The sequence below is a fragment of the Meiothermus sp. QL-1 genome (genome assembly GCF_003351145.1).
Lineage (GTDB): Bacteria > Deinococcota > Deinococci > Deinococcales > Thermaceae > Meiothermus.
In genome coordinates this window covers 51,536-76,888 of the sequence record NZ_QQSV01000005.1, presented here as the reverse complement: position 1 = coordinate 76,888, position 25,353 = coordinate 51,536, and the positions used below count along the sequence as shown (strand labels likewise).

Below are 25,353 nucleotides of genomic sequence, written 5' to 3'. Positions count from 1 at the left end.
ACTCCTCGTTGGGCTTCCTCACAAGCCCCTAATCCTAGAACAGCAAAAGAGTTTTGTCAAGTGTTCGCGGGCAGGCTCCACACAAACCCTGGTCCTCCTTTCCACAAGGCGGGGTCTACGTTGTGGCAAAGGCCTTGGTTGTACGTCAATGGCTCCCGCACCGCCTGGGGCGGACAGCCCAGCAGGGTGTAGATGGGGGTGTGGCCGTGTACCAGGCGTTCGGCGCTGAGCAGGCGTAAAAACTCCTTGGTCAGCGGCACGCCTCCCCGCACAAAGGCGAACCGGGTAGAAAACAGCCCTATGAGGGCGTCCCAGGCCTCCACCTGTGTCGAGCGAAGGAGGGCCTGCAGATTCTGGTTGACTTCCTCTAGCCTTTCGCCCAGCTCGAGGTAGAAGGTGCTGTCGGCGTGCATCAACAGGGTTTCTCCCACCCGGGCCAAAGCCGGGCGCGCTTCTAGCCAGCGGACGTGCCGCTCCTCCAGCCGCTCCAGGTCGTGGGGCTGGCCCCCCACATGCCGCCAAAGCTCCAGAAAGTTGACCTGCTCACCGGCCTCCAGGAGGCTGGGCACCTTTTCTTGGGAGAACCGGTAGGCCGCCAGCAGTATCAGGTCGTGGTTGCCTAAAAGGGCGTGTACCGCCCCACCGACCTGCTGGGCCTCCTCTTCGAGGCGCATCAGCAGCTCCAGCACCCCCACCCCGTCGGGCCCACGGTCGGTGTAGTCGCCCAGAAACCAAAGCTCGGCCGCCCCACCAATCCACTGGCCCCCGGGACCCACCAGGCCGGCCTGGTGCAGCAGCCTCAGCAGGGCTTCCAGACAGCCATGTACGTCGCCGACCACGTAGGGCATGCTCGGGCCAAAGTGTATCATCCAAGGCGTGAAGGTATCCTTACCGGCGCTTTTTTGGGCGTTTTTGCAGGTGGGGTTGGTGGCCTTCGGCGGTGGGGGGAGCGCCCAGCTCTACCAGGCTTTGGTGCGGCGGCGAGGCTGGATGAAGGAGCGGGAGTTCCTCGAGGCCACTGCGCTGTGTCGCATTTTGCCAGGGCCGGTGTTTGCCAATATGGCGGTTCACCTTGGTACGCGCTTGGGAGGTGTGGTGGGTGGGGTGCTGGCCCTGCTGGGGGTTCTGACCCCGGGTGCCTTGCTGATGCTGTTCCTGAGCCTTGCCTATCTCCGGCTGGGTGCCCTGCCGGGATCGCTGGCCGAGAGTGCCCTCAGCGGGGTGACCGCCGCGGCTATTGGCCTTATTTTAGCAACCCTCTTCCACCAAGCACCCCTTGCCCTGGGCTCGCTCAAAGCGGTGGGGCTGGCCCTGGGGGTCTTTGTTACCTACGGCCTACTGCACTGGCCGCTTTTGTTGGTGCTGCTCTGCTTTATGCCTTTGGGAGTGATGTTGTACTGGCCAGAGGCTGCAGAAGAGGACCCCTGGGGGTAGGGCCCATGCCGGAATTGCTTCAGGTTTTTCTCACCTTTTTGCGCTTTGGTCTTTTGAGCTTTGGGGGAGGCATGGCCAACCTGCCCGAGATGGCCCGGGTTCTCATCGCTCACGGGTGGGTCACCCCCCAGACCTTTGCCGACGGATTTGCCCTGGGGCAGTTCGTACCTGGGCCCAACATGCTGGCGGTGATCTTCTACGGCCTGAGCGCGGCCGGTCTGCCCGGGGCTATAGCGGCCCTGGTGGGCATGTTTGCGCCGGGGGCGCTGGGGGCCATGGGGCTGGTAAGGGGCTGGCAGTGGATGGCCCGGGCCCGCTGGAGCCGGGCGGTGCGCAAGGCATTGGTGCCAATCAGCGTGGGGCTGAGTGGCAGCATGTTCTTGGTGCTGGTCCAGGTGGGGATTGATGGGGTGGGGTGGTTGCTGGCCATGCTTCTGGCGGCCTTCCTAATTTACCGCGGGGTGCCGGTGGCCTGGGTTATAGCCGGCGGGGCCCTGCTGGGTCTGGCGGTGGGGTTGTTCTAGGCCCCTTGGGGAGCGCTTGACGGGGAGAGGGAAAGGGGGTATTTTATTCTTGTCGAGAAATAAACAGCCAGACCTCTATGCGCAGGTTCACCGAGTCGACCCCCACTGGCGGCACCCGCCAGCTCAGGCGCTGGCACCGTGCCCGCATCCTGCAGGCCATTCGGGCCGAGGCAGGCATCTCCCGCCTCCGCCTGGCCCGCAAGCTCGGCCTCTCCCCCTCGGCAGTTACCGAGGCGGTGGCCGAGCTATTGGCCGAAGGGCTGGTGCAGGAGCGGCCTTTGCCCCCCAGCGGGCAGGGGCGGCCCTCGGTGGCCCTCGAGCTCGAAGGCCAGCGCCACCTGGCCCTGGCCTGGGAAATCGACGTGGACCGTATGGCGGTGGCGCTGCTGAACCTGCGGGGGGAGGTGCGGGCCCACGTGGTTTTGCCCCCGGCCCCCGCCCGCCTGGAAGAAGCCCTGGCGCAGCTTCAAGCGGCCACCGCCCCCTACCTGCAGGGCGTGCGGGTGCTGGCCGCCGGGCTTTCGCTGCCGGGGCTTTTGGAGCCGGAGGCCGGCCACCTGACCCTGGCCCCTAACCTGGGCTGGGCCGACCTGCCCCTCTTGGAGCGCTTCCGTGCGGCGCTTACGGCGCTTGGGCTGAACAAGACCCTGGCAGTGGTGGAAAACGAGGCCAACGCTGCGGCCTATGGCCTTTACGCCTTGGCGGGGCTGGCTTTGGAGCACTGCGTCTACCTGAGCTTAGGGGTGGGCGTGGGGGGCGGGGTGGTGGTGGGGCGGCGGGTCTACCACGGGGCCCGCTTCCACGCCGGCGAGGTGGGCCACATCCCCCTAGACCCCGCAGGTCCCCCCTGCCGCTGCGGCAAGCGGGGTTGCGCCGAGGCCTTCCTGAGCTACCGCCGCTGGCAGGCCTCGCCCAGCAGGGCCCGGCTAAACGAGATGGCCGAACGCCTGGCCCAGCTCTTGGCGGTGGTGCTGGCCACCCTCGACCCCGAACAGGTTTTTCTGGGGGGACCTCTGGTGGAGGCTATCGGGGAGACCCTGCTAAAGGCCGCGCAAAAGCGGCTGCCCCGCTACGCCCTCTCGGTGCATACCCCCGAGCAGGTGGCCCTTTCGCCTTTAGGCCGCGAGGCCGCGCTTTTGGGGATAGGGGCGCTGGCGGCGGATTCTTTTGTGGAGCAGATGGCTTACGAGGTGGAATGATGTACCAACCCAGACCCGAGCACAAGTTCACCTTTGGCCTTTGGACGGTGGGGAATGTGGGGCGCGACCCCTTTGGCGAGGCGGTGCGGGCCCGGCTCGAGCCCGACTACGTGGTCTACAAGCTGGCCGAGCTGGGGGCCTACGGGGTCAACCTGCACGACGAGGACCTGATTCCCCGCGGCACCCCACCTGCCGAGCGCGAGGCCATCCTGCGCCGCTTCAAGCGAGCCCTGGAGGAAACCGGCCTAAAGGTGCCCATGGTCACCGCCAACCTTTTCTCCGACCCGGCCTTCAAGGACGGAGCCCTGACCAGCCCCGACCCCTGGGTGCGGGCCTATGCCCTCAAAAAAAGCCTGGAGACCCTCGACCTGGGGGCTGAGCTGGGGGCCCAGATCTACGTGGTCTGGCCGGGGCGCGAGGGGGCCGAGGTGGACGCCACCGGCAAGGTGCAGCGGGCCTGGGACTGGTTTCGCGAGGCCCTCAACTTCCTGGCTGCCTACTCAGAAGACCGGGGCTACGGCTACCGCTTTGCCCTGGAGCCCAAGCCCAACGAGCCCCGCGGCGACATCTACCTGCCCACCGTGGGGAGCATGCTGGCCCTTATTGGCACCCTGGAGCAGCCCCAGCTCTTCGGCCTCAACCCCGAGTTCGCCCACGAGACCATGGCCGGGCTCAACTTCGTGCACGCGGTGGCTCAGGCCTTAGACGCAGGCAAGCTCTTCCACATCGACCTCAACGACCAGCGCATGAGCCGCTTCGACCAGGACCTGCGCTTTGGCGCGGAGAACCTCAAGGCCGCCTTCTTCCTGGTAGACCTGCTGGAGCACAGCGGCTACACCGGCCCCCGCCACTTCGACGCCCACGCCCTGCGCACCGAGGACGAGGCCGGGGTCTGGGCCTTTGCCAAGGGCTGCATGCGCACCTACCTCATCCTGAAGGAAAAGGCCCAGGCCTTCCGCGCCGACCCCGAGGTAGAGGCCCTGCTGGCCGAGTACTACCAGGCCGACCCCGAGCCCTTAGCCCTGCTGGGCCGCTACAGCCGGGAGAAAGCCGAGAAACTCAAAGGGCTCGCCCTGCCCGAGGCCCGCCGTTCGCGCGGCTATGCCCTGGAGGCCCTCGACCAGCTCGCCGTGGAGCACCTCCTGGGGGTGCGGGGATGAGGTTGGCGCTGGGGCTGGACCTGGGCACCAGCGGGCTCAAGGCGGTGGCCCTGGACGAGCAAGGCCGGAAGGTGGCCGAGGCCCGGGCCGCCTACCCCCTGCACACCCCCCGCCCCGGCTGGACCGAGCAAGACCCGCAGGACTGGGCCAGGGCCGCCCAGGAGGCCCTGCGGGCCTTGTGCGGGCGGCTGGAGGGGGCCGAGGTGGTGGGCCTGGGGCTCTCGGGCCAGATGCACGGGGCGGTCTTCCTGGACAAAGCCGGCGACCCCTTGGCGCCAGCCCCCCTCTGGAACGACCAGCGCACCGCCCAGGAGGTGGCCCAGATAGAAGCGGCCATCCCGCGCCAGGAGCTGATCCGGCGCACCGGCAACCCGGCGGTTACCGGCTTCCAGCTCCCCAAGCTGCTCTGGCTCCGAAACCAGCACCCCGAGGTCTTCCGGCAGGTCTACAAGGTGCTTTTGCCCAAGGATTACCTGGCCTACCTTTTGACCGGGGCCTGGGTCAGCGAGTACTCCGACGCCTCCGGGGTGGGGGCCCTGAACCTGGCCACCCGGCGCTGGGACAGTGAAATCCTGCAAAGCCTGGGGCTTTCCGAAGGGCTTTTCCCCGAGGTGGGCCCTAGCGAGCGGGTGGTGGGCGCTCTAAGCCCGGCCTGGGCCCAGGCCACCGGCCTGCCGGCGGGCCTGCCGGTGGTGGCCGGGGCGGGCGACAACGCCGCGGCGGCCCTGGGCCTGGGGGTCTCGCGCCACCGCGGGGGAGTGGGCAGCGTCTCGCTCGGCACCAGCGGGGTAATCTTTTTGCCCCTGGAGGAACCCACCCCCGAGCCCGAGGGGCGCGTGCACCTCTTTGCCCACGCCGATGGGGGCTACCACCTGCTGGGGGTGACGCTGAGCGCGGCGGGCAGCCTGGAGTGGCTGCGGGGGCTTTTCCCGGAGGTGAGCCTGGATGCCCTCTTGCAGGAAGCCGAGCAGGTCCCCTTGGGCAGCGCGGGGCTGTACTTCCTGCCCTTCCTGGCCGGGGAGCGCAGCCCGTACCTGAACCCCTACCTGCGCGGGGCCTTTGTGGGGCTTTCGCTGGCCCACCGGCGGGGCCACCTGGTGCGTTCGGTCTTGGAGGGGGTGGCTTTGAGCCTGGGCGAGGTCTACCGGGTGATGCGCCCCCTGGCCGAGGCCCGGCGGCTGCTGGCTACCGGCGGGGGAGCGGCCTCCGACCTGTGGCTCTCGCTCTTGGGCGGGGCGCTGGGGGTGCCGGTGGTGCGGGTGGCGGGCGACGAGGGGGCGGCGCGGGGGGCTGCTCTTTTGGCTTTGGTGGGGGCAGGGGTATACCCAAGCCTGAAGGAAGCCCTGGAGGCCACCGCCCCCGCCGAGCAGCCCTCCCCGTTGCCGGCTACAGGGCTCGAGGGCCTGCGGCAGGGGTACCAGGAGGCCGTTGAGAAGGCGCTCGAGCTCTACCAGGGCTAGGGGGCTACTTCCCCAACAGCTCCTCGGCCTCCTTCCACAGGGGGCTGTCCTCGCCCAACTGGCCCCTTGCCCTGGCCTCGAGCAGCCGCTTTAGAAGCTGCTGCGCGGGGTCTTTGTGCTGTTGCATGGCCTCCAGCAGTCCGGTGGCCAGGATGGCGGTGGGCAGGGCGAAGAGCCCGATGCCTAAGAAGGCCACTAGGCTTGAAAGAAGCTTGCCGGGGGCGGTTAGGGGCACCACATCGCCATAGCCGATGGTGGCCATGGTCACCACCCCCCACCATAGGGCCTGGGGAATGGAGCCCAGCCGCTCGGGCTGATGGGGTCCTTCGAGGACGAACATCAGGGTGGAGAGCAGCACCAGCACCACGAAGGCCAAAGTTGCCGTGGCCAAAAGCAGGTCGCGCTTTTGCCGCACCACGTCGTCCAGGAGGTTGAGGGCCTGCGCGTACTGGCCTAGCTTGAGCAAGCGCAGCACCCGCAGCACCCGGGCGGCCACGAGCTGTTCTGAGCCGGGGAAGAAGAAGAGCCAGCCCGGCACCACCGTGAGGAGGTCCACCACCCCCATGGGGCTCAGCAGGTAGCGCAGGGTGGCGCGCAGGCGGTGGGGCTCTTTTTGGATATCGGGGGCTAGGTAGAGCCGGAGAAGCATCTCCAGGGTGAAGACCACCAGGGCGAAGACCTCCAGCCCCATCAGGGCTCCCCCATAGGCCAGATAGACGCTGGGTTCGGTCTCCAGCACCAGGGCCAGCACCGAGAGAACGGTTAGGGCGGCTAAAAAACGCACCCCCCAGGCCGCCGCAGGGGTCTGGGTGCCTCCTCCATCCAGGATATCCACCAGAATGGGCCTTAGCTGGCCGTGGCGGCGCTTGATTTGCAGGGCTATGAAGAAGAGCAGAGCGGCCAGGGCCAGCCCCAGAAGAGCGGCTTCCGGTGCATAGTAGCGGAGGAAGTCTACGTTGTCGGTGGTGGTCATACTTCGATTCGGTGGGGCACAAAGCAGGAGGTGTTTTGGGTGATGGGGCTTCGGTCCTCCCGGATACCCAGGCCGGCCGGCGCTTCCCCCACGATCCAGGCCCCAAGCACGGGGTGGCGGCCGTCGAAGGCCGGTGGGGGTTGGTAGGCCTGGTAGACGAAGCCCTCCTGGCCGTAAGGGCCCGGGGTGGAACAGAGGAGGGCCTGGCCCTGCCGCACGGTCAGGTTGGCCCCTTCCCGCGAGAAGAGGGGTTTTTCGACGAGGGGGCCGGGTAGGCGCTCGGGTTGGAAGTAGGCGGGAAGCAGGTTGGGGTGTCCGGGGAAGAGCTCCCAGAGTATGGCCAGCAGGCCCTTGTTGGAGAGGAGCATCTTCCAGGCCGGCTCGATGGGCTGGAAGGGCTCGGCCAGCAGGTAGAGGCCGAATTCCTCGTGGATCCACCACTCCCAGGGGTAGAGCTTGAAGAGGGTTCGGATGGGCCTTTGGGCCTCGTCCACGAAGCAGCTTCCATCCCAGCCCACCTGCTCGATGGAAAGCAGGTGCACCGAGTGGCCGGCCTGGGCGGCGGTGTCGGCCAGGTACTCCACCGTGCGCTGGTCCTCCAGGGAACCGCTGTAGTAGGTGAGGTGGACCGCGGTGGGCAAAAGAGCCTGCCAGCGCTCGATGAGGGCCTCGTGCAGGCGGTTCCACTGGTCGGCCTCGGGGAAGACCTCCTCCTTCCAGAACCACTGCACCACCGCGGCCTCCAGAAGGGTGGTGGGGGTGTCGGCGTTGTACTCCAGCAGCTTAGGGGGGTAGCCCGGGGCGTAGAGCAGGTCGAAGCGGCCGAAGAGGCTGAAGTCGCCCCGGCGCCAGCTTCGCTCAATCAGGCCCCACCAGCGAGGGGGGATGCCGAGCTCGGGGTAGCGCTCCTTGGCCACGATGTGGGCCGCAGCCTCCAGCGCCAGCCGGTGTAGCTCGGCGGTGGCGGCCTCGAGCTGTTCTACCTCCTCCATCGTGAAGACGTAGCAGGCGCTTTCGTCCCAGTAGGGTTCAGGGGGATTCACCTGCAGGTGGGTGTGGAAGTCGAAGCCCAGCGCCTCCACCTTCTCCACCCAGTCCGGTCGGGGCCGAACTTGCTCCCGGCGCACGCTATCCTCCTACCCCTGTGCCTCGGGCAGTCTGGCCGAAGCCGCCGGTGCGGATTTCGCTGGAACGGACCGGCACCAGGCCTGGGTTTTGGTAGATGCCGGCGTGGCCAGGGAGGAGCTGGTAGCGCCCTGCCGCCTTGTTGTAGGCGTAGACCTTGCCCCCGGCGTAGTAGTAGCTGGCGCCATAACGGCGAGGCAGGTCCACTTCCACATCTATTATCTCCTCGCAATGCTCCTCGCCCCATTCCTGCACGCAGCTCTGGTAGTCGTTGTAGATGGCGCTCTGGGGGGTCTGGTAGTCGCTGCAAGCCGCCAGGCCGGCCACGCTGGCAAGTAAATGGATGTAGCGGCTGCGCTTCATGGCCCTGCTTCCACATTCTAGGCAGGGGTGGCTGGGGCTGGGCGGGCATTTGCACCAAGGCGGATTGATGAGGCGATGAAGCCTGTGTAGAAAATTAGAAGTATGCCAGATTCTGAACGAGCGCGGCTGGGGCGGCTTTACCAGGAGCTTTCCTGGCTGCGCGAGGAGGTGGTGCGGGAGGGCGAGGCCCGCTACGAGCCCTGGCGCGCTTACATCCAACGTCCTTCTTTTGCCTCCGCGGCCCGCAATTTAGCCGACTACCTCGCTCTTCGACGGCGCGACCTGCGCCCTCTCCAGCGTGAGCTAGCACAGCTTGGGCTGTCATCTTTGGGGCGGGTGGAGTCTCGGGTACGGGAGAACCTGGAGGCAGTCTTGGCTACCCTGGGCCGGGTGCTTGGGCAGGAAGGGCCTCCCTACCCCACCCCAGAGGCTTTCTTCGCCCGTGAGGCCCAGCTCGAGGCTGCCACCCAAGAACTTTTCGGTCCCGGCTGGCGTCCTCGCATCCTGGTTACCCTACCTGAGAAGGCGGCCGACGATTCCACCCTGGTCCAGTCCCTGGTGGAGGCCGGCATGGACGCGGCCCGCATTAACTGTGCTCATGGCAATCCGGAGATTTGGGCTCAGATGATAGCCCAAGTGCGCCAGGTGGTAGGGGAGGACTTTCCAGTGCTTATGGAGCTAAGCGGGCCGCGCTTGCGTGTGGCCTCGGCCTGGGCGGATCGACGGCTTTGCGTTGGGGATCGCCTCTGGCTTTGCGAGTCGCCCCCTGAGAAGGCCGAGTTTTTCTGGGCTGCCGTGGGGCTGCCGCGCGTGCTGGAAGGGTTGCAGGTGGGACACCGGGTTTGCATGGATGAGGGGAAGCTCGAGGCCAGGGTAGAGGAGCGGGCTGAAGGAGGGGTGTGGCTGCGGGTGACGCACGCCCAGCCCAAGGGCTTCAAACTGCGGGCGGAAAAGGCGCTAAACCTACCCGACACCCCTCTGGCTTTAGAACCTCTGGGCCCCAAGGACCGTGCGGACCTCGAGTTTGCTGTAGCCCACGCAGATCTTCTGGGCTATTCCTTCGTACAGCGCCCTGAGGATGTAGAGAGGCTTCTGCTCGAGCTGGAGGCCCGCCAGCCCCGGCGCCTGCGGGGGTTGGTGCTCAAAATAGAGACCGGCCAGGCGGTGCAAAACCTGCCCGAACTGATGGTGCAGGCTGCCGGGCGTTGGCCTACGGCCATCATGATTGCCCGCGGGACCTGGCAGTGGAACTGGGTTTCGAGCGGCTGGCCGAAATGCAGGAGGAGATCCTCTGGCTGGCGGAGGCCGCAGCCATACCGGTGATCTGGGCCACGCAGGTTTTCGACCGGCTGGTCAGGAAGGGCACCCCTTCCCGGGCCGAGGTCTCGGACGCGGTCTTGGCAGCTCGGGCCGAGTGCGTGATGCTCAACAAAGGTCCCTACCTAGCCCAGGGTATCCGGGTGCTGGCCGAAGTCCTTCGGCGGATGAAGGCCCACCAGTACAAGAAGACCCCTAGGATGCGCCCCCTCAGGGCGTGGGGCTGAAGGAGCCGCTCCGTAAGAAAGCCCCTATGCGGGCTGCGCTCTGCCGGAGCACCGCCTCGGGCTGCACCAGCGCGAAGCGCACGTGCCCCACCCCCCCGGGCCCAAAGGCCTGCCCCGGGGCCAGGGCCACCCCCGTATGGCCCACCAGTGCCTTGGTGAAGGCCAGGTCGTCTGAAGGGATCCCTGGAGGGAGTTTGGCCCAGAGGTACATGCCCGCAGCCGGCAGGGGGACAGCCCAGCCCTGCTCGGCCAGGGCCTCCACCATGACCTGGCGGCGGCGGGCCCAGAGCTCGGCATCGGCCCTGAGCCGCTCCGGCGGGATGCGGAGTGCGGCGATGCCCATGCGCTGAATGCCCAGGTAGGGGTTGAAGTCAATGGGGGCCTTGAGGGCCTCGAGGCTTGCGATGGCCTCGGCGTTGCCCAGGGCAAAACCCAGCCGGAAGCCAGCCAGGTGGTAGCTTTTGGAAAAGCTGAATAGTTCCACCACCCGCTCACGCCCTCCAGGCAGGGCCAGGGGGGAGGGGGTGGGGGTCAGGGCCTGGTCCAGGTAGGGGTTGTCGTGGATCAGGAGCAGGTCGTAGCGCCGGCAGAAGGCCAGGGCCTCGGCGAAAAACTCGGTCGGGGCCAGCGCAGCGGTGGGGTTGTTGGGGTAGTTGAGGAGCAAAACCTTGGCCCTCCGGGCCACCGCTTCGGGCACGGCTTCCAGCCTGGGCAGAAGGTCCTGGCCCAGGGGCATCAGGTGGGCCGCCAGCCCGGCCACCCGGGCGGCCCCGAAGTACGAGGGGTAGGCCACCTCGCACATCAGGAGCCCGTCCCCCGGGTCGGCCACGGCCATAAGGAGGTGGGCCAGCCCTTCCTGGCTCCCAATCAGCACCAAGGCTTCCCGCCGGGGGTCGAGCCGCACCCCGTAGCGCTCGGCGTACCAGGCTGTGGCGGCCTCCAGAAGGGGTTGGGTTCCCGACCTCAGGCAGTAGCCGTAGGTGGTGGGGTCGTCCAAAGCCTCCCTCAGGGCCTGCAGGGCCTCGGGGGGTGGGGGCAGGTCGGAGGCCCCGATGGAGAGGTCCACCACCTCCAGCCCCCGCGCGCGGGCCTCGGCCTTGGCCGCGTCCATCTCCAAAAAGACCCCCCCGCCCGGTGGTGTGCGACGGGAGCGAAACATACCAGGCCCTACGAAGCTTCAATCCGGGTGTGCAGGTCGCCGATGCCCTCGATGGCGACCTCCACGTGGTCGCCTGGGCGAAGCTCACCCACCCCCTCGGGGGTGCCGGTGAGCACCACGTCACCAGGCTCTAGGGTCATGAAGCTGCTGATGTAGGCGAGAATCCGGGCCACCGGGAAGATCATCATGCTGGTATGGGCTTCCTGGCGCAGCTCGCCGTTTACGTAGGTGCGCAGGGTGGTGTTCTGCGGTTCCAGACTGGTCACCAGCCAGGGCCCCAAAGGGCAGAACTTGTCGGCTGATTTGGCCCGTACCCACTGCAGGTCGGTCTTCTGGACGTCGCGGGCGGTCACGTCCAGGGCACAGGTGTAGCCCAGCACATAATCCAGCGCCTCGGATTCTTCCACGTTCCGCATGCGCCGCCCAATGACCACCGCCAGCTCGCCCTCGTAGTGCAGAAGCCGGGTGAAGCTGGGGTAGGGCACCGCATCGCCCGAGCAGTCGGGCCGGGCCGGGTTGGCCGGGTGGGCCAGGGCGTTGGGGCCTTTTAGGAAGAGGCCCGGCTCCTTGGGCAGGTCGGCCCCGAAGTCGTGGCCCATCTCGCGGATGTGGTCCAGGTAGTTGCGCCCCACGCACACGATTTTGCTGGGGTTGGCCGGGGCCAGGAGGGTCACCCCGCCCAGGTCGAAGTGGCGGCCGGTGGGGTTGCCAGCGGGGCCGTCGGTCTCGTGGATGGTCTCGCCTTCCAGAATGCCCCACTGGCCTGCGCCGAATCGGACGAGCTTCATGAAGAAAGTATATCCCGGCGCGGGGTAGTCCCGGCTTACACCCCCTTTTCACCCCCGGGTGTTAGAGTGTGCCTCGAGGAGTAAGGCATGAGCGCGTTGTTTCTCTGGATTCTGGGCATTCTGGGCGTGCTGGTCCTGCTTTACGGCCTCACCCGCCTGCAGCGCAACGGGCTTTCCTGGATGGGGTTTGGCCTTTTGCTTGGGCTTTTCGGCCTGGGGGGGGCCTGGCTTCACCAGCACTATGGCAACACGGTCTTCTGGGGGCTCGGGGTGTTAGGGGTGCTGCTATTGCTTTGGGCCCTTTTCAACCTCAAAAGCCGCCTGGCGGGCTGGGTTGCAGCCTTGGCGGTGCTTTTGGGTCTTACCGGTTTTGGCAGCCTGGTGCTTCTAAACAGCAGCGCTCCCAACCTGCTCACCAGCCCTGCCCCACCCACTCCCATGGAAGGCTTTCGTCCGGAGGTGCCCGAGGAGCCTGCGCCTTCTCCGCCCCCTGAGCCGGAGGCCCAGCCCGAGCCCCCTCCACCGGCTGAGGCCCTCCCCGCCGAGGGGCGTCTGCGGGAGGTGCTGCCCACCTGCCCCTGTCCCCTGGAGGTGCGGGTGAACGCCCCCAGCCCCACCGTGCGCATCCTCCAGGATGGGCAGGAGGTGGCCCGGAGCACCACCCCCCGCTCGCTCTTTTTGCTCGAGGCTGGGGCCTACACCCTTGAGGTAGAGGCCCCCGGCTACCGTCCGCTGAGCGCCCCCATCCGGGTGCCGGAGAGCCGGAACCTGGAGGTGGACCTGGCCCAGTAGCCCTGCCCCTGGGTTCAGATTCGCTTGCAAACTACACTACACCTGAATATGGTGTAGTTACTGTGGGAGGTGTGAGTACACTCTGGCAGGCCCATCTGGAGGTTTTGCGGCCTCACCTTTCCGGGCGGGACCATCGGGGCAAGAAGGGTAGCCTGCGCTGGCTCGAGGCAGCGGTGGCCGAGCGGGGGGGGCGGGCTGGGACGGTGCGCAACATCCTCTACAAGGACCTGGGCAGCCCCGAGGAGAAGCTGAGGCTGTTTGAGGTCATCTGCGACCTTTACGCCGAGGCCGGCCTCGAGCCCCCCGCCCTGCCCTCCGAGCTGGCCTTGGAGTCGGCCCGGCGGGCTTTAGGAAGGGACAAACGCCGGCTCTTCCGACGCTTTGTGCGGGCCTTGGAGCAGGGGGAGAAGCCCCAGATGGTGGTGGTAGGGGGGCCGGCCACCGGCAAGGGCGTGCTGCTTTCGGCGGTGCAGCGGGCGGTGCCCGACTGCCTTTTGGTGAACCTGGGGGGCGAGCTGGCCCCCCACCTGCACCCGCTGGCCGAGCGGCTGGGGGTGGAGCTGGAGGGCATTCTCTCCCAGCTTTCCCCCACCCAACCCTATGCCCTCCAGGCCGCTCTCCAGGATGAGCTCAAAAACGAGCTGGCCCGGGCCCTCAACGCCTACGGCAGGCCCCTTTTGCTGCGGGCCGAGCGGGAGGGTCAGCTGGGGGGCCTGAGCCTGCGCGACAGCCAGGGCAACCCGGTGGGCCTCTCGGCCTGGATAGAGCCCCTTTTGCGTCGGCTCACCATCCCCTTCCTGGCCGGGCTTTCCGAACCTCCGCCCAACCTGGCCTGGCACCCCCTCTCGGCCCCCAGCCGGGCCGAGGCCCGCCGCTACGTGCGGGACCGCCTGCCCGACCTACCCCCCGAGCGGGTGGAGGCCTTGGTCAACCAGGCTGGGCGCAACTTTGCCGAGCTCTCGCGCCTGGTGCTGCTGGAGGCCGCCCAGACCCACGGCAGCGCGCCCAACCTGGCCCAGGACCCGGCCCTCCGGCCCATCCTTTATGCCCTGGCGGTGCTCTCGCCGGAGGCCGACCCGGGGGTACCGGTGCCCCTGCTGGAGAAGGCTTTGGGCAAGGGTCTGGAACACCTCTCCCAGGCCGAGCGGGCCCTGCTGGCCCCTTTGGGCGAGGGCAAGGTACGGCCGGCGCTGCGCACCCTTCTGCCCAGCGTGCCCGAGCGGGAGGCCCGCAAGCTGCACCTGCTGGCGCTGGACTACTTCAAGCACGACGTTTTCCGCCAGCTCCACCACGCTTGGGGCGCGGGGCGGTTGGACCGGCTTTTAGAGCTGCTCTCCCAGGACCCGAGCCGCCTGGCCCTTCTGCCCACGCTGTGGGGCGAGTCCAAGGGCTGGCCGGCCTGCGAGCGCGAGCGGCTGGCCATGGCGGTGGTGCGTTACCGGGCGGTGCTGGGCCAGTACGCCCACCCCGAGGCCCTGGAGGCTTTGGAGGTGCTATTTCGCTCGGCCGACCCCTCTATCCAGGCCTGGGCCCGGGTCAAGGCCGCCGAGGCCCGGGTGGACGCGGGCGACTTTCCCGGCGCTCTCAACCTTTTGCCCCCACCCGAGAGCCTTTCAGGCGAGATCGGCGCCGAGGGGCTTCTGGTCTGGGCAGCGGTGGAGCGCTGGCAGGGCGACTATGCCCAGGCCGAGGCCTACGTGCAGCAGGCCCTCTCCCTGCCCATCCCCCCCTTTTTGGCCGACCGGGTGCGGCTTTGGCAGGGCCTGGTGGCCAAGGACGCGGGCCGCTTCGAGGAGGCCCTGGCGGCGTTGCGCCAGGTGAGCCACGACCCTTTGCTGGTGGGCCGGGCCCGCTACCAGTCGGGCGATTTGCTCCTGCGCATTGGGCGGGTGTACGAGGCCGAGGTCCAGATGCGGGAGGGCCTGGCGGCGCTGGAGTCCTCCGGGGCCCCTCCGGAGGAGATAGCGCGGGTGCGGGCCCGCTTTGGCAGCGTGCTGCGCCGCATCGGCAACTTCGCTGAGGCTGAGCGCTGTTTGTACCGCTCCATTGAGGAGGCCGCCGACGAGTTCATACGGGCCCGGGCCATGAGCGAGGCCAGCGTGCTCGAGCTGGCCCGGGGGCGTCCTTTGGAGGCCCTGGAGCTTCTGGCCCAGGCCGAGCGCTATCTGCGGGAGGTGCGGGAGCGGCCGGAGGAGGCCCACTACCGCCACCGCCGCACCCTCTACCGCATTGCGGTGGCCTACTGGGTTCGGGCCTGCGGCCTGCCCTACCTGCCGCCCTATGTGGGAGGGCAGAGCGCCCCCGATGCTTTGCGCATTCTGCGGGAGCTCGAGCACGAGCTTTCCACCAAACAGCTCCCCGGCGACCGCTACGTCGCCCTGGCCATCGACGTGGCCCTCAAGCTTTCGCTCCTCCTGCCGGCGCCCGAGGCCGAGCGCATGATGCAGGGCTACCTCAAGCAAAACGACCCCTACTTCCAGGCCCAGGCCCGTCTGGGCTATGCCGAGACCCTGGCCCGGCAGCACAAATGGGCCGAGGCCCTGGCCCAGGTGGTGCAGATCGGCGAGCTGCAGGACCCTGGGGTGCAGAGCTGGAGGCTGGGCCTGGAGACCCAGGCCCTTTTGGGCCTGGGGCAGGAGGAAGCTGCCTGGAAGAAGCTGCAGAGCTGTTACAGCCTGCCGGCCCCCTACCGGGCCCAGCTTGGGCGGGTGCTGGGCAAGATCTGGCCCAAGGATGCCCTGCGCGAGCGCTTGCAGACCCAGTCGCCTTTGGCGCTGGAAGACTGCCTGGCCCTGCGGCTGGGCCAGGGGGTCTAGCGGAGTTCCTGCAGGAAGCCCAGCAAGGCGGTGTTGAAGGCCTTGGGGTTTTCCAGGTTGGCGAGGTGGCCGGCCTCGGGAAGGATGAGCATCCGGCTGTCGGGGATGGCGCTGTTCATGGCCCGGGCCTCGGCGGGAGGGGTCAGGGTATCCTCCTCGCCCACCAAAACCAGCGCCGGCACCGCGATGTGGGGCAGGAGGGGGGTGGAGTCGGGCCGGTGGGCCAGCGCCCGGAGGCTCTGGGCCACCCGGGCGGGGTCGGCCTGGAGCTGGGCCTGGCGCACCTCCTCCAGCAGCGCGTGTCGCCGCGCGTGGGTGGTGGCCCCCAGGTGTCCTTGCAGCGTGGCCTCGGGGAAAAAGGCCATCCCCTCGCGTTCTACCCGCTCGGCCTGTTCCAGCCGCAGCCGCCGCCCCTCGGGGGTGTCCGGGGTGGCCCGGGTGTCGGCCAGCACCAGCCCCACGAAGCGTTCGGGCTCCAGGTTCCACAGGCGGAAGATCACGTACCCCCCCATGGAGAGGCCCACAAAGACGGCCCGCTGCCAGCCCCGGGCGTCCATCTCCACCAGCACATGGGCTGCAGCTTGTTCCAGGCTTTCGAACCCCAGGATATCCGGCACCAAAGTGGGGTGCCCCCGCACGACGGATAGCTGGGGGGCCCACATGGCCGGGCTGTAGGGAAAGGCGTGTAGAAAAACGATGGGCACAGACATACCTAGAGCTTAGCGGGGTTTCGAGCCGGCGGCCAGGGCAACCTGGTAGAGCTTCTCCAGGTCGGTCTCGCCGGTCTCGAGCTGGTGCTGGTAGGCGGCCTGCAGCATGGGGCCAAAGGCGGGGCCCGGGGTGTGTCCCCGCGCAATGAGGTGACGCCCTTTGAGGAGGGGCTCAATGGGGGTGGGCTGGGGCTCGAAGAACCGCCAGGCCTCGGGGGGGCGCCGCCCGGCCCCATCGGCCTCGAACACCGCCCTTACGGCCTCCAGGTGGGGCCCGGCCCGGGCCTGGAAGCGCCGGATGGCCGCCGGGGTGGGGGGGGTGAGCGCCGGCACCATGTGCAGGGCCGTGGTGGTCGCGATTTCCTCGCGCAGGTGGCTGGGCAGCCTCAGGTCCTGGGCGATGCGGGGTATGAGGCGGGCCCCCACCTCCGCGTGACCGGGAAAGCTGTAGTAGCCCTCGGGCCGCCGCACCGCGGTGTCTTTCTTGCCGATGTCGTGCAGCAGGGCGTGCCAGCGGTAGCGGGGAGGGGCCCGGTCCACCACCTCCAGCACGTGGGTGAGCACATCCCCCTCGGGGTGCCAGCGGGGGTCTTGCAGGAGTAGATGGGTGCCCTCGAGCTCGGGGATGAGGCGCCCCAGGAGGCCCAGCTCGTAGAGGTAGCGCAGGAACGGGCTGGGCCGAGGGTCGCGGAAGGCCTTTTCGAGCTCGGCGGTGACCCGCTCCACGGCCACGTGCTCGAGCACCTGCGGGGCCACTTCGCGGGCGGCCTGCAGGGTGTTTTCCTCTATGGAAAAGCCATAGCGCGCGGCGAGCCTGCCCGCCCGGATGACCCGCAGGTAGTCCTCGCGGAAGCGCTCCTTGGGGTCGCCCACGGCCCGGATAAGGCCTCGTTTCAGGTCTTGCTGCCCGCCAAAGGGGTCGACCACCCGGCCCTCGGCGTCCATAGCGATGGCCCCGATGGTGAAGTCGCGCCGGGCCAGGTCTTCCTCGATGCTCTGGCCCCAGACCACCCTGGCCCGGCGGCCGTAGGTCTCTACATCGCGGCGAAAGGTGGTGACCTCGTAGGGGTGGTGGTCTATTAGGAGGGTTACGGTGCCGTGCTCGAGGCCCGTGGGCACCGCTCGGATTCCGTGGGCTGCGGCCAGGCGCATGACCTCTTCCGGGGGAGCGGCCGTGGCGAAGTCGAGGTCCTCGGGCTCGAGCCCTGCCAGGAGGTCCCGCACGGCTCCCCCCACCAGGTAGAGCTTGGGGAGGAACGAAAGCCGCTCCATGACCGCGCGGTGGTCCATAGCGCCGGGACTGAGGGTAGCACGCGGTGGGGGGCTTGCCAAGGCTTGGCTATGCGGTTTCGAGGTCTAAATCCCAGCAAAGCCCTCCAAAATCCGGGCGATGTGCCGCGCGGCGTTGTGGAAGTCCTGGATGCGGATGTGCTCGTTGGGGGCGTGGGTGCGGTTGGAAACGCCGAAGCCCACCCCAGCGTCAATCACCGGGATGCCCAGAGGACCGGCGAAGGCGTACACCGGCGAGCTGCCGCCGGTCATGGGGATGAGCTGGTAGGGCTTTTGGTAGACCTCCTGGGCGGTGCGGGCGGCGAGGTCTACCAGGGGGTGCTTGGGGCTGGTGCGGAAGGGGAACATGTGGTCGGCGTGGACGATGCGCACGTCGGTGAAGCCTTCAGCGTCCAGATGGGCCCGCAGCTTTTTCAGGATGTCGGTGGGGTCCTGGTCGGGCACCAGGCGGAAGTCCAGCTTGGCACTGGCCCGGGCCGGGATGACGGTTTTGGTACCGGGCCCCTGGTAGCCGGCGGTGATGCCCTGGATGTTGCAGGTGGGGTTGAAGACCGCCTTTCTCAGCTCAAAACCGCTTAGGTTGTTGACAAAGCCCCGCACCCCAAAGCTCTCGCGCAAATAGGCCTCGCTATCGGGCAGGCGGCGCAGAAGCTCCAGGTCTTCCTCAGAGGCCGGGCGCACCTTTTCGTAAAAGCCGGGGATGAGGACGCGCTCGTTCTCGTCCTTGAGCGAGGCCAGCACCCGCACCATGCGCCAGGCCGCGCTGGGCAGGATGTGGGCACTGCCGGAGTGGGCGTCGCGCGAGAGGGTCTGGACCTCCAGCTCCACCGCCAGAATCCCCCGCCGCCCGAGCGAGGTGCCGGGTCGCCCCTCCTGGTCGATGCCGCCCTCCTCCCAGACGGCCCCGTCGCAGCGGAGCAGGTCCAGGTGGTCCTGCACGAACCGGGCGATGCCGGGGCTGCCCACTTCCTCGTTGCCCTCCACCACGAAGAGCACCCCGCAGGGGAGCTCGCCCCCATGGGCCGCCCGCGCCGCGTCCACTGCGGCGATGCGGGCCATAAACTCGCCCTTGTCGTCCTTGGCCCCCCGGGCAAAGAGCTTGCCCTCGCGGATTTGCGGCTCGAATGGGGGTGAGTCCCAAAGCTCTAGGGGCTCGGGGGGCTGCACATCGTAGTGGTTGTAGAAGAGCAGGGTGCGCTCGGATCGGCCCTGGGCCCGGCCCACCACCACCGGGTTGCCGTAGCCCTCAATTTTCCAGGTCTGGAAGCCGCGCTGCCGCAGGATTTGCTCCACCAGGCTGGCGCACTCGAGCACCCCCTCGCCGGTGGCCGAGACGCTGGGCTGGGCGCAGAGCCGGATGGTCTCTTGCAGGTAAGCCTCGAGGTTGGCCTCCAGGTAGCGGTCTATGGCGCTGGACATGCTCAGACTATAAGGCCCCGCTCAGGGCTGGGATGCGGCGGAGCGGGCTTTGTAGTCCCTGTACTGCTCGCGCAGTTTGGACTTCAGGAACTTGCCGGTGCTGGTGCGGGGGATTTCGTCCACAAACACGTAGCCATCGGGCAGCCACCACTTGGCAAACCTGGGCTCGAGGAAGGCCCGCAGCTCTTCCGGGGTTGCACTGGCCCCTTCCTTGAGCACCACCACCGCCAGCGGACGCTCGTCCCACTTGGGGTCGGGAATGGCGATGACGGCGGCCTCCTTCACCGCCGGATGGGCCATCAGGGCGTTCTCCAGGTCAATCGAGCTGATCCACTCGCCCCCAGACTTGATCAGGTCCTTGGTGCGGTCGGCGATGCGGATGTAGCCCTCGGGGTCGATGGCCACCACATCGCCGGTGCGGAACCAGCCGTCTGGGGTCCACTTGTCCGACTCTGCCTCCAGGTTGTGGTAGCTCTTCGCCACCCAGGGCCCGCGCACCTGCAGCTCCCCCAGCGACTGGCCGTCCCAGGGCACCACCCCCTGCTCGCCCACCGCCCGCACCTCCACCCAGGGCGTGGGCAGGCCCTGCAGGGCCCGGTAGCGGTACTCGAGCTCGGGGTCGCCCCTGAGCTGGCGCTTGAGCCGGCTCACGGTGCCCAAAGGGCTCATCTCGGTCATGCCCCAGGCGTGGACGACGGTGTGGCCGAAGCGGTCGAAGCCCCGGATTAGGGCCTCGGGGGCGGCGCTTCCCCCCACCACCATCTCCATGGGTTTTAGCTTCCAGCGGGTGGGTTCTTTCTCCAGCGCCTGCAACACCCCCAGCCAGATGGTGGGCACCCCGGCGGTCTTGGTTACCCCTTCGGCCTCAAAAAGCTCCAGCAGGCTCACCGGGTCCAGGTGCGGCCCCGGCAGCACCAGCTTGCTCCCGGCCATCACCCCGGTGTAGGGCAGGCCCCAGGCCAGGACGTGGAACATGGGCACCACCGGCAGGAGGACGTCCTGGCCGGAGAGGTTGAGGGCGTCGGGCAGGGCCGAGGCCAGGCTGTGCAAAGCAATGGAGCGGTGCGAGTACACCACCCCCTTGGGCCTCCCGGTGGTGCCGGAGGTGTAGCACATGGCGGCGGCCTCCTCCTCACCCAGCTGGGGGTAAGTAAAGGCCTCGTCGCCCCCCTCCAGAAACTCCTCGTAGCTCTGGTAGCCCTCCGGCACCGGCTGGCCCGAGAGGGGCACCACGATGACCTTTTCCAGCTTCACCTGCTCCCTGATGGCCTCGTAGAGCTTCAATAGCACGTCGTCCACAATCAGGAACCTGTCCTGGGCGTGGTTTACGATGTAGGCAATCTCCGAGGGGTGCAGCCGCAGGTTCAGGGGGTGCAGCACCCCGCCCGCCACCGGGACGCCGAAATAGGCCTCGAGGTGGGCGTAGGTGTTCCAGCCGAGGGTGGCCACCCGGTCGCCCTTTTGCAGGCCCGCTTTCTGCAGCGCCGAGGCCAGCCGGCGGGCCCGGCGGTAGAAGTCGGCGTAGGTGTAGCGGTGGAGCGATTTATCGGGCCGCCGCGTCACGATTTCTTCCTTGGGAAACAGGCTGCCGGCGCGCTCCAAAAGGTGCACCAGGGTCAGGGGGAAATCCATCATGGTGGACCGCATAGGCTTCTCCTTTGCTTTGGCCTTGATTGTACAGCCTGTGTCAGCCAGCATGTGAGGCCCTCCCCGAGCCTCCGGGGAGGGCCCTGGGGGCCAGAGCCTGCTAGAAGACAAAGAAGGCTGGCACGAACTCGTAGGCGTTGCCCGCCCGGCGCACGAAGCCCACCCCCGGCCAGGCGAAGTGGTAGCCCACCACCATAATCCGCTCGGCGGCGGCGGTCTGCCACAGGCGTGCCCGGGTGGCCACGGCCTGCTGGGGGTTGGCGTCGAAGCCCAGGTAGTGGTCGGGGAAGCGGAAAGAAAGGATGTAGTGCCCCCCGGCATCGCCCAGGTGCCAGAGCGTCTGCCCTCCCGAGCTTACCTGCACCGCCAGGTGGCCCACGGTGTGGCCCGCGGTATCCACCGCTGTTACCCCAGGGGCGATCTCGGCCCCGGGCCGCACCCGGGTGAAGCGGTCGCGCAGGGCCAGTAGGTTGGCGGGGGGATTGGCCTGGCTGAGCCAGAACTCCAGCTCGGTCTCGCCGATGAGGTGCTGGGCGTTGGCGAAGACCGGCTGGCCGCCCTGCACCAGGCCGCCGATGTGGTCGCCGTGGCCGTGGGTGATGAAGACGAGGTTGATGTCGGTGGGGCGGAGGCCGGCATTGGCCAGGTTCGAAAGAAGCCGCCCAGCCTGGCCCCGCCCGGTGTCCACCAGGATTTTCTGCCGTCCGGTGTCGATGACCATGGGGTTGAAGTTGTTGATGAACTGGGTGGGCTCGAGGAAGTTCTCCCTGAGGGCGGCCTCGAACTCGGCCTGGCGGCCCGGGTTGGCCCCCCAGTTGGGGAAGGCGTTGCCCGGGGGGGTCTGACCGTCGCTCAGCACAATCAGGGTGTACTCCCCCAGCCGGAAGCGGTAAAAGCCCGCGCCGTTGGGCAGGGGGGGGCTGGGCTGGGCCATGGCCCCTAGTGTACCTGCTGTAACACCGGCGGCGCCCAGCACCTTGAGGGCCTCTCGACGGGAAACCTTGCGCATAAAGACCTCCTTGCTTGATGGAATATAGCGCAAGGTAAACCATAGTGCATGCGGCCGGGGCCAATCTGGTCCTGTCTCACATTGCCGCCCGGCGGGCCGCCCCGGCCTCGAGGTGGGCGCGGCGCAGAGGCTCGGGTAGGCGGGTTTTGCAGGGCAAGGAGCGCACGAAGTCCAGGCATGCCTGCAGCCCTACACGGTGCCCGGGGGAGATGAAGAGGGGCTTCACCCCGCTGCGGCTGCGGTAGACCCAGCCCACCTGCTCTTTGGCCATCAACCGCACCGCCGCGCCGGCCATCTGGGGCAGCTCGGCCTCGGGCTGGCCGAAGAGCCGGGTCTTGGCTACCCCCAGGCTGGGCAGCTCCAGGTGCACCCCCAGATGAGCGGCGATGCCCAGGCCTCGGGGATGGGCGATGCCCTGCCCGTCCACCAGCAGGGCCTCAGGGGGCCGGGAGAGCCGGGCCAGGGCGGCCAGGTACAAAGGGGCCTCGCGGAACGAGAGAAAGCCGGGCACGTACGGGAAGAGAAGGGCTTCCTCGAGCTCCGCCGTGGCCACCTCGAGAACCTCCTCCCTGGTCCTGTCCCAGAGCACCGCCACGGCCACCGAGGGGCCCCTGGGCCTGGAGAAGCGGGGGGGGTGGGAGGCGTCCAGCGCGGCCAGGTAGCGCACCCGGCTCAGGTCCCCCTGCAGCACCACCCGTTGGGCCAGGGCTTGCTGCCACGCCCGGGCCTCTTCGAGGCTCGAGGGTAGGGGTAGGGGAGGGGGTTGCATGCGCCGGTGTGCTACAATCGCCTTTTGGTGTGGGCTCGAGCACCCTTAACCCAGGACTTAGCATCCGAGGGTAAAAAGGGCTTGGTGAGGCGCCGCCGCCGCGGGGGCACCAAAAGAAAATGGCGCACCCGACAGGACTCGAACCTGTGGCCTTTCGCTCCGGAGGCGAACGCTCTATCCACTGAGCTACGGGTGCATCAGCACCAAGAAGGGTAGCACCGGAAGAGGAGGCAGTCAAGTGTTTGGACTCAACAAGCGGGTGGTTGCGGTAATCTTTGGCATCCTAGCCCTGGCCTTTGTGGTGGGCTCGATTCTCCTCTTCACGCCCCAGGGCCAGCGCAGCACCCAGGGCAAGACCGTTCTTACTGTCAATGGCCGACCGGTGAGCGAGCTCGAGCTGGCCCGGGCCCGGCAGAACGACCCTATCTTGAGCACCAACCCCGAGGGGCTCCTCAGGAACCTGGCCGAGATCAACTTCGCCGATCGCTTCGTGATAACCACCGCGCTTTTGCAGGACACGGCCCGCATCCGGGTCTCGAGCGGGGAGCTGCGGAAGGAGCTGGACAGCATCCGGGAGCGCTTTGGCTTGCAGAAGAGAGAAGACTACGACCGCTTCCTGACGCAGGTGGGCTACACCGATGCCCAGCTGCGGAGCGAGCTGCGCGACCAGATCCGCATCAACAAGCGGGTGGAGGAGATCCAGAACCGGGCCGAGCCCACCGAGGCGGAGATGCGGCTTTACTTTGAGCTCAACCGCGAGCGCTACAGGAACGAAGAGCGCGTGCTGGCCCGCCAGATTGTGGTGGACGATAGGGCCACCGCCGAGCGGGTTTACGCCCAGGCCACCGCGCCCGGGGCCGACTTTGCCGCCATTGCCAAGGCCAACTCCAAGCTGAACGCTGAGCAAGGCGGGGCCCTGGGGGCCCAAGCGGGCAAGAGCGAGCCGGGCCCGGTGACCCGGGTGGTCTTTCCCAACGCGGTGGCCGACGCGGTGTTCAGGCTGCGCGACGGTCAGATTACCCGGCCGATTGAGGCGGGGGGGCGTTTTTACATCGTGAAGGTGGAGAAGTACCTGCCCGCCAGCGATGCGCCCTTTGAGGAGGTCAAGGACCGGGTGCGGGAGGACGCCAAGCAGGTCAAGGGACAGGGGGCGCTGGAGGCCTACCTCGAGCAGCTCCGGGCCAGGGCCAACGTGAAGGTGGCCGAAGGGGCCGAGTTCCGCCATGAAAACCCGGTGGTGGCCAAGGTGGGGGAGACCGAGATTCGCCTGGCCGAGGTAACCCAGATCCTCTTCGCCAACCCCCAGGTGCCCCAGCTTTTCCAGCAGGGCCTGGGCGAGCTGGCGGTGCAGTTCTTCCTGCCCCAGACCCTAGAGCAGCTTATCAGCCGGGAGGCCGTGGTGCAGGCTGCGCAGAAGCTGGACCAACCCTTCTTTGGCACCAAGAGCGACATCGCCACCCAGGCCCAGCAGTGGCAGACCCGCAACGTCGCTGTAACCGAAGCGGAGGTGCGCCGGTACTACGATGCCAACCTGGCCAACTTCACCATTCCCGCTTCGGCCAAGGTGCAGGCGGTGAATTTCAAAAAGGAGGACCGGGCCAAGGCTGAGGCCTTCCGGGCCGCGGCCCTAAAAGGCGGCAAGCTCGAGGACCTGGCCAAGGCCAACGGCGGCACCGTGCAGGACTTTGGGGTGGTCAACCCTGGCATCCTGCCCCCGGTGCCCAACCGGCTGGTCTTCCTGACCCGCGGCACCTTCCCCAAAGGACCTTTGGGCGAGGTGAGCGAGGTGGTGAAGCTGGAGGACGGCAGCTTCCAGGTGCTCATCGTGAACGACCGCAAGGCCGAGGTGTTGCGCCCCTTCGAGGAGGTCAAGGAGCAGGCCCGCCAGCAGGTGCTGGCCGCCCGCCGGGCCGAGGCCGCGCAGCGGTGGGTAGAGGAGGTGCGCAAGGCGGCCAAGGTGGAGAACCACCTGCAGAAGGTGCTCACCGCGCTCACCCCCAAGAAGGAGGAAAGCGGCCAGAAGGAGGAGACCAAGCCCGGCGAAGGGCAAAGCCCCTCCAACCAGACACCGGCCAACCGGTAACTCCGGGTGCCCTGATAGACTCTACTGCGGTATGGAACGTACCTTTATCATGGTCAAGCCCGACGGCGTGCGCCGGGGGCTTACCGGCGAGATTATCCAGCGCATCGAGCGCAAGGGCTTCCAGATTGTGGCCATGAAGAAGATGCGCATCCCCCGCGAGCTGGCCGAGCTGCACTACGCCGAGCACCGGGAGAAGCCCTTTTTCGAGGGCCTGGTGGCCTTTATCACCAGTGGACCGGTGGTGGCGATGGTGGTGGAAGGTCCTGGGGCTATCGCCGAGATGCGCCGCTTGATGGGGGCCACCCGGCCCTGGGAGGCCGCCCCCGGCACCATCCGGGCGGACTTTGCCACCACCGTGGACGAGAACGTGATTCACGGCTCGGACGGGCCCGAGAGCGCTGCGCGCGAGATTGGGATCTTCTTCCGGCCGGAGGAAATCCTCTAGTTCCTGCCCCTCGGGGCGGGGTTTTGCAGATTAGTTTACAATCTTTGTAATTATTTTCCCCATTATGGGGAGCTATGGACGGGCTTTCCCAACCCTGGCCTTGGTACGTGGCGGGCCCCCTCATCGGCCTCTTCGTGCCCCTTCTCCTTATCCTCGGTCGTCGGCGTTTTGGCATTTCTTCTTCCCTCAGGCACCTTTGCGCGGCCCTCGGCAGCCGGGCTCCCTTCTTCCGCTATGACTGGCGGGCCGAGCGCTGGAACCTGGCCTTTGTGCTGGGAATTTTTCTGGGTGGGTTTGGGGCTGGGGTGCTTCTGCCCAACTCAGCCCCCCTCGAGCTGAACCCCTCAGTCGTTGCTTCCCTGCAGCGGCTGGGCCTCTTTCCCGATGGGGGGCTTTGGCCGCGGGAGCTTTTTGCCCTGGAGGCTCTAAAAAATCCCAAGGTCTTTCTCTTCCTGCTTCTGGGAGGGATGCTAATCGGTTTTGGAGCCCGCTGGGCAGCGGGCTGCACCTCGGGGCACTCCATCACCGGGCTTTCGGCCCTGCAGTGGCCCTCCCTGCTGGCCACCCTGGGCTTTTTCGGCGGCGGCCTTCTGTCGGCCCACCTGCTTTTGCCCTGGTTTTTGTCGGGCTTGAGGTAAGGTATG

Annotated in this window: 22 protein-coding genes, 1 tRNA gene and 1 pseudogene; 11 read left to right on the top strand and 13 right to left on the bottom strand. The window is 67.6% G+C overall.

Features of this window, described 5'->3' with window-relative positions; genetic code table 11:
* Positions 1–56: 56 nt before the first annotated feature.
* Entirely contained in the window at positions 57–848 is a 792-nt protein-coding gene (locus tag DV704_RS07255; RefSeq protein ID WP_114798913.1) for a metallophosphoesterase, read from the bottom strand.
* Between the two features lie 28 nt (positions 849–876).
* Between DV704_RS07255 and DV704_RS07250 the strand changes: the two genes are divergently transcribed.
* From DV704_RS07250 to xylB, 5 genes are all read left to right on the top strand, one after another.
* Entirely contained in the window at positions 877–1,434 is a 558-nt protein-coding gene (locus DV704_RS07250) for a chromate transporter (protein ID WP_233498287.1), read from the top strand.
* 5 nt (positions 1,435–1,439) lie between these two features.
* Positions 1,440–1,958, top strand: coding sequence for a chromate transporter (locus DV704_RS07245; protein WP_114798911.1), 519 nt, complete (start codon positions 1,440–1,442; stop codon positions 1,956–1,958).
* 77 nt (positions 1,959–2,035) lie between these two features.
* Positions 2,036–3,157 (top strand): ROK family transcriptional regulator, encoded by a 1,122-nt coding sequence (locus tag DV704_RS07240; RefSeq protein WP_114798910.1) that lies wholly within the window; start codon positions 2,036–2,038, stop codon positions 3,155–3,157.
* Positions 3,157–4,317 (top strand): xylose isomerase, encoded by a 1,161-nt coding sequence (gene xylA / locus DV704_RS07235; protein ID WP_199489955.1) that lies wholly within the window; start codon positions 3,157–3,159, stop codon positions 4,315–4,317. Before DV704_RS07240 ends, xylA begins: the two co-directional genes overlap by 1 nt.
* The gene (gene xylB, locus DV704_RS07230; RefSeq protein WP_114798908.1) at positions 4,314–5,777 is read left to right on the top strand and encodes a xylulokinase; all 1,464 of its coding nucleotides are present in this window, start codon (positions 4,314–4,316) and stop codon (positions 5,775–5,777) included. Before xylA ends, xylB begins: the two co-directional genes overlap by 4 nt.
* 4 nt (positions 5,778–5,781) lie before the next feature.
* Here xylB and DV704_RS07225 read toward each other — a convergent pair whose 3' ends face one another.
* Genes DV704_RS07225 through DV704_RS07215 form a run of 3 tightly spaced genes read right to left on the bottom strand, consistent with a single transcriptional unit; the run spans position 5,782 to position 8,238 of the window.
* Positions 5,782–6,750 (bottom strand): ion transporter, encoded by a 969-nt coding sequence (locus tag DV704_RS07225; RefSeq protein WP_114798907.1) that lies wholly within the window; start codon positions 6,748–6,750, stop codon positions 5,782–5,784.
* A complete protein-coding gene (locus tag DV704_RS07220; protein ID WP_114798906.1) occupies positions 6,747–7,877 on the bottom strand; it encodes a glutathionylspermidine synthase family protein in 1,131 nt (376 codons plus the stop codon). Before DV704_RS07220 ends, DV704_RS07225 begins: the two co-directional genes overlap by 4 nt.
* Position 7,878: 1 nt before the next feature.
* Positions 7,879–8,238: a hypothetical protein gene (locus DV704_RS07215; protein ID WP_114798905.1), complete on the bottom strand. Its 360-nt coding sequence runs from the start codon at positions 8,236–8,238 to the stop codon at positions 7,879–7,881.
* 102 nt (positions 8,239–8,340) lie between these two features.
* Between DV704_RS07215 and DV704_RS07210 the strand changes: the two are divergent.
* Positions 8,341–9,782: pseudogene (locus DV704_RS07210) on the top strand (pyruvate kinase).
* On the opposite strand, the gene DV704_RS07200 reads toward DV704_RS07210, so the two are convergent.
* Positions 9,766–10,941 (bottom strand): aminotransferase class I/II-fold pyridoxal phosphate-dependent enzyme, encoded by a 1,176-nt coding sequence (locus DV704_RS07200; RefSeq protein ID WP_114798902.1) that lies wholly within the window; start codon positions 10,939–10,941, stop codon positions 9,766–9,768. The pseudogene DV704_RS07210 and the gene DV704_RS07200 overlap by 17 nt on opposite strands.
* 8 nt (positions 10,942–10,949) lie before the next feature.
* Entirely contained in the window at positions 10,950–11,729 is a 780-nt protein-coding gene (locus DV704_RS07195; RefSeq protein ID WP_114798901.1) for a fumarylacetoacetate hydrolase family protein, read from the bottom strand.
* Between the two features lie 87 nt (positions 11,730–11,816).
* On the opposite strand from DV704_RS07195, the gene DV704_RS07190 reads away from it, so the two are divergent.
* Positions 11,817–12,521, top strand: a complete 705-nt coding sequence (locus DV704_RS07190; RefSeq protein WP_114798900.1) for a PEGA domain-containing protein — start codon at positions 11,817–11,819, stop codon at positions 12,519–12,521.
* A gap of 62 nt (positions 12,522–12,583) precedes the next feature.
* Positions 12,584–15,337 (top strand): tetratricopeptide repeat protein, encoded by a 2,754-nt coding sequence (locus DV704_RS07185; RefSeq protein WP_114798899.1) that lies wholly within the window; start codon positions 12,584–12,586, stop codon positions 15,335–15,337.
* Here the strand turns inward: DV704_RS07185 and DV704_RS07180 are convergent.
* The 7 genes from DV704_RS07180 to DV704_RS07150 all read right to left on the bottom strand — a co-directional run bounded on the left by DV704_RS07180 (position 15,334) and on the right by DV704_RS07150 (position 22,377).
* Complete coding sequence (locus DV704_RS07180; protein ID WP_114798898.1) at positions 15,334–16,047, bottom strand: alpha/beta fold hydrolase; 714 nt, start codon at positions 16,045–16,047, stop codon at positions 15,334–15,336. The two genes, DV704_RS07185 and DV704_RS07180, sit on opposite strands and share 4 nt — an antisense overlap.
* Before the next feature lie 9 nt (positions 16,048–16,056).
* The gene (locus tag DV704_RS07175; RefSeq protein WP_233498285.1) at positions 16,057–17,319 is read right to left on the bottom strand and encodes a CCA tRNA nucleotidyltransferase; all 1,263 of its coding nucleotides are present in this window, start codon (positions 17,317–17,319) and stop codon (positions 16,057–16,059) included.
* 84 nt (positions 17,320–17,403) lie between these two features.
* Positions 17,404–18,756 carry a M20/M25/M40 family metallo-hydrolase gene (locus tag DV704_RS07170; protein WP_233498284.1) on the bottom strand — a complete coding sequence of 451 codons (1,353 nt, stop codon included), beginning with the start codon at positions 18,754–18,756 and terminating at the stop codon, positions 17,404–17,406.
* 21 nt (positions 18,757–18,777) lie between these two features.
* Positions 18,778–20,403, bottom strand: a complete 1,626-nt coding sequence (locus DV704_RS07165; RefSeq protein WP_114798895.1) for a long-chain fatty acid--CoA ligase — start codon at positions 20,401–20,403, stop codon at positions 18,778–18,780.
* A 100-nt stretch (positions 20,404–20,503) separates the two neighbouring features.
* Positions 20,504–21,412 carry an MBL fold metallo-hydrolase gene (locus DV704_RS07160; RefSeq protein ID WP_114798894.1) on the bottom strand — a complete coding sequence of 303 codons (909 nt, stop codon included), beginning with the start codon at positions 21,410–21,412 and terminating at the stop codon, positions 20,504–20,506.
* Between the two features lie 76 nt (positions 21,413–21,488).
* On the bottom strand, positions 21,489–22,181 hold the full coding sequence (locus tag DV704_RS07155) for an endonuclease V (protein WP_114798893.1): 693 nt from the start codon (positions 22,179–22,181) through the stop codon (positions 21,489–21,491).
* Between the two features lie 120 nt (positions 22,182–22,301).
* A tRNA-Arg gene (locus DV704_RS07150) sits at positions 22,302–22,377 on the bottom strand.
* A 42-nt stretch (positions 22,378–22,419) separates the two neighbouring features.
* On the opposite strand from DV704_RS07150, the gene DV704_RS07145 reads away from it, so the two are divergent.
* The 3 genes from DV704_RS07145 (at position 22,420) to DV704_RS07135 (ending at position 25,347) form a co-directional block, all read left to right on the top strand.
* Entirely contained in the window at positions 22,420–24,264 is a 1,845-nt protein-coding gene (locus DV704_RS07145; RefSeq protein WP_114798892.1) for a peptidylprolyl isomerase, read from the top strand.
* Positions 24,265–24,295: 31 nt separating this feature from the next.
* Positions 24,296–24,709 carry a nucleoside-diphosphate kinase gene (gene ndk, locus DV704_RS07140; RefSeq protein ID WP_114798891.1) on the top strand — a complete coding sequence of 138 codons (414 nt, stop codon included), beginning with the start codon at positions 24,296–24,298 and terminating at the stop codon, positions 24,707–24,709.
* A gap of 74 nt (positions 24,710–24,783) precedes the next feature.
* Positions 24,784–25,347: a YeeE/YedE family protein gene (locus DV704_RS07135; RefSeq protein WP_114798890.1), complete on the top strand. Its 564-nt coding sequence runs from the start codon at positions 24,784–24,786 to the stop codon at positions 25,345–25,347.
* Positions 25,348–25,353: the final 6 nt, after the last annotated feature.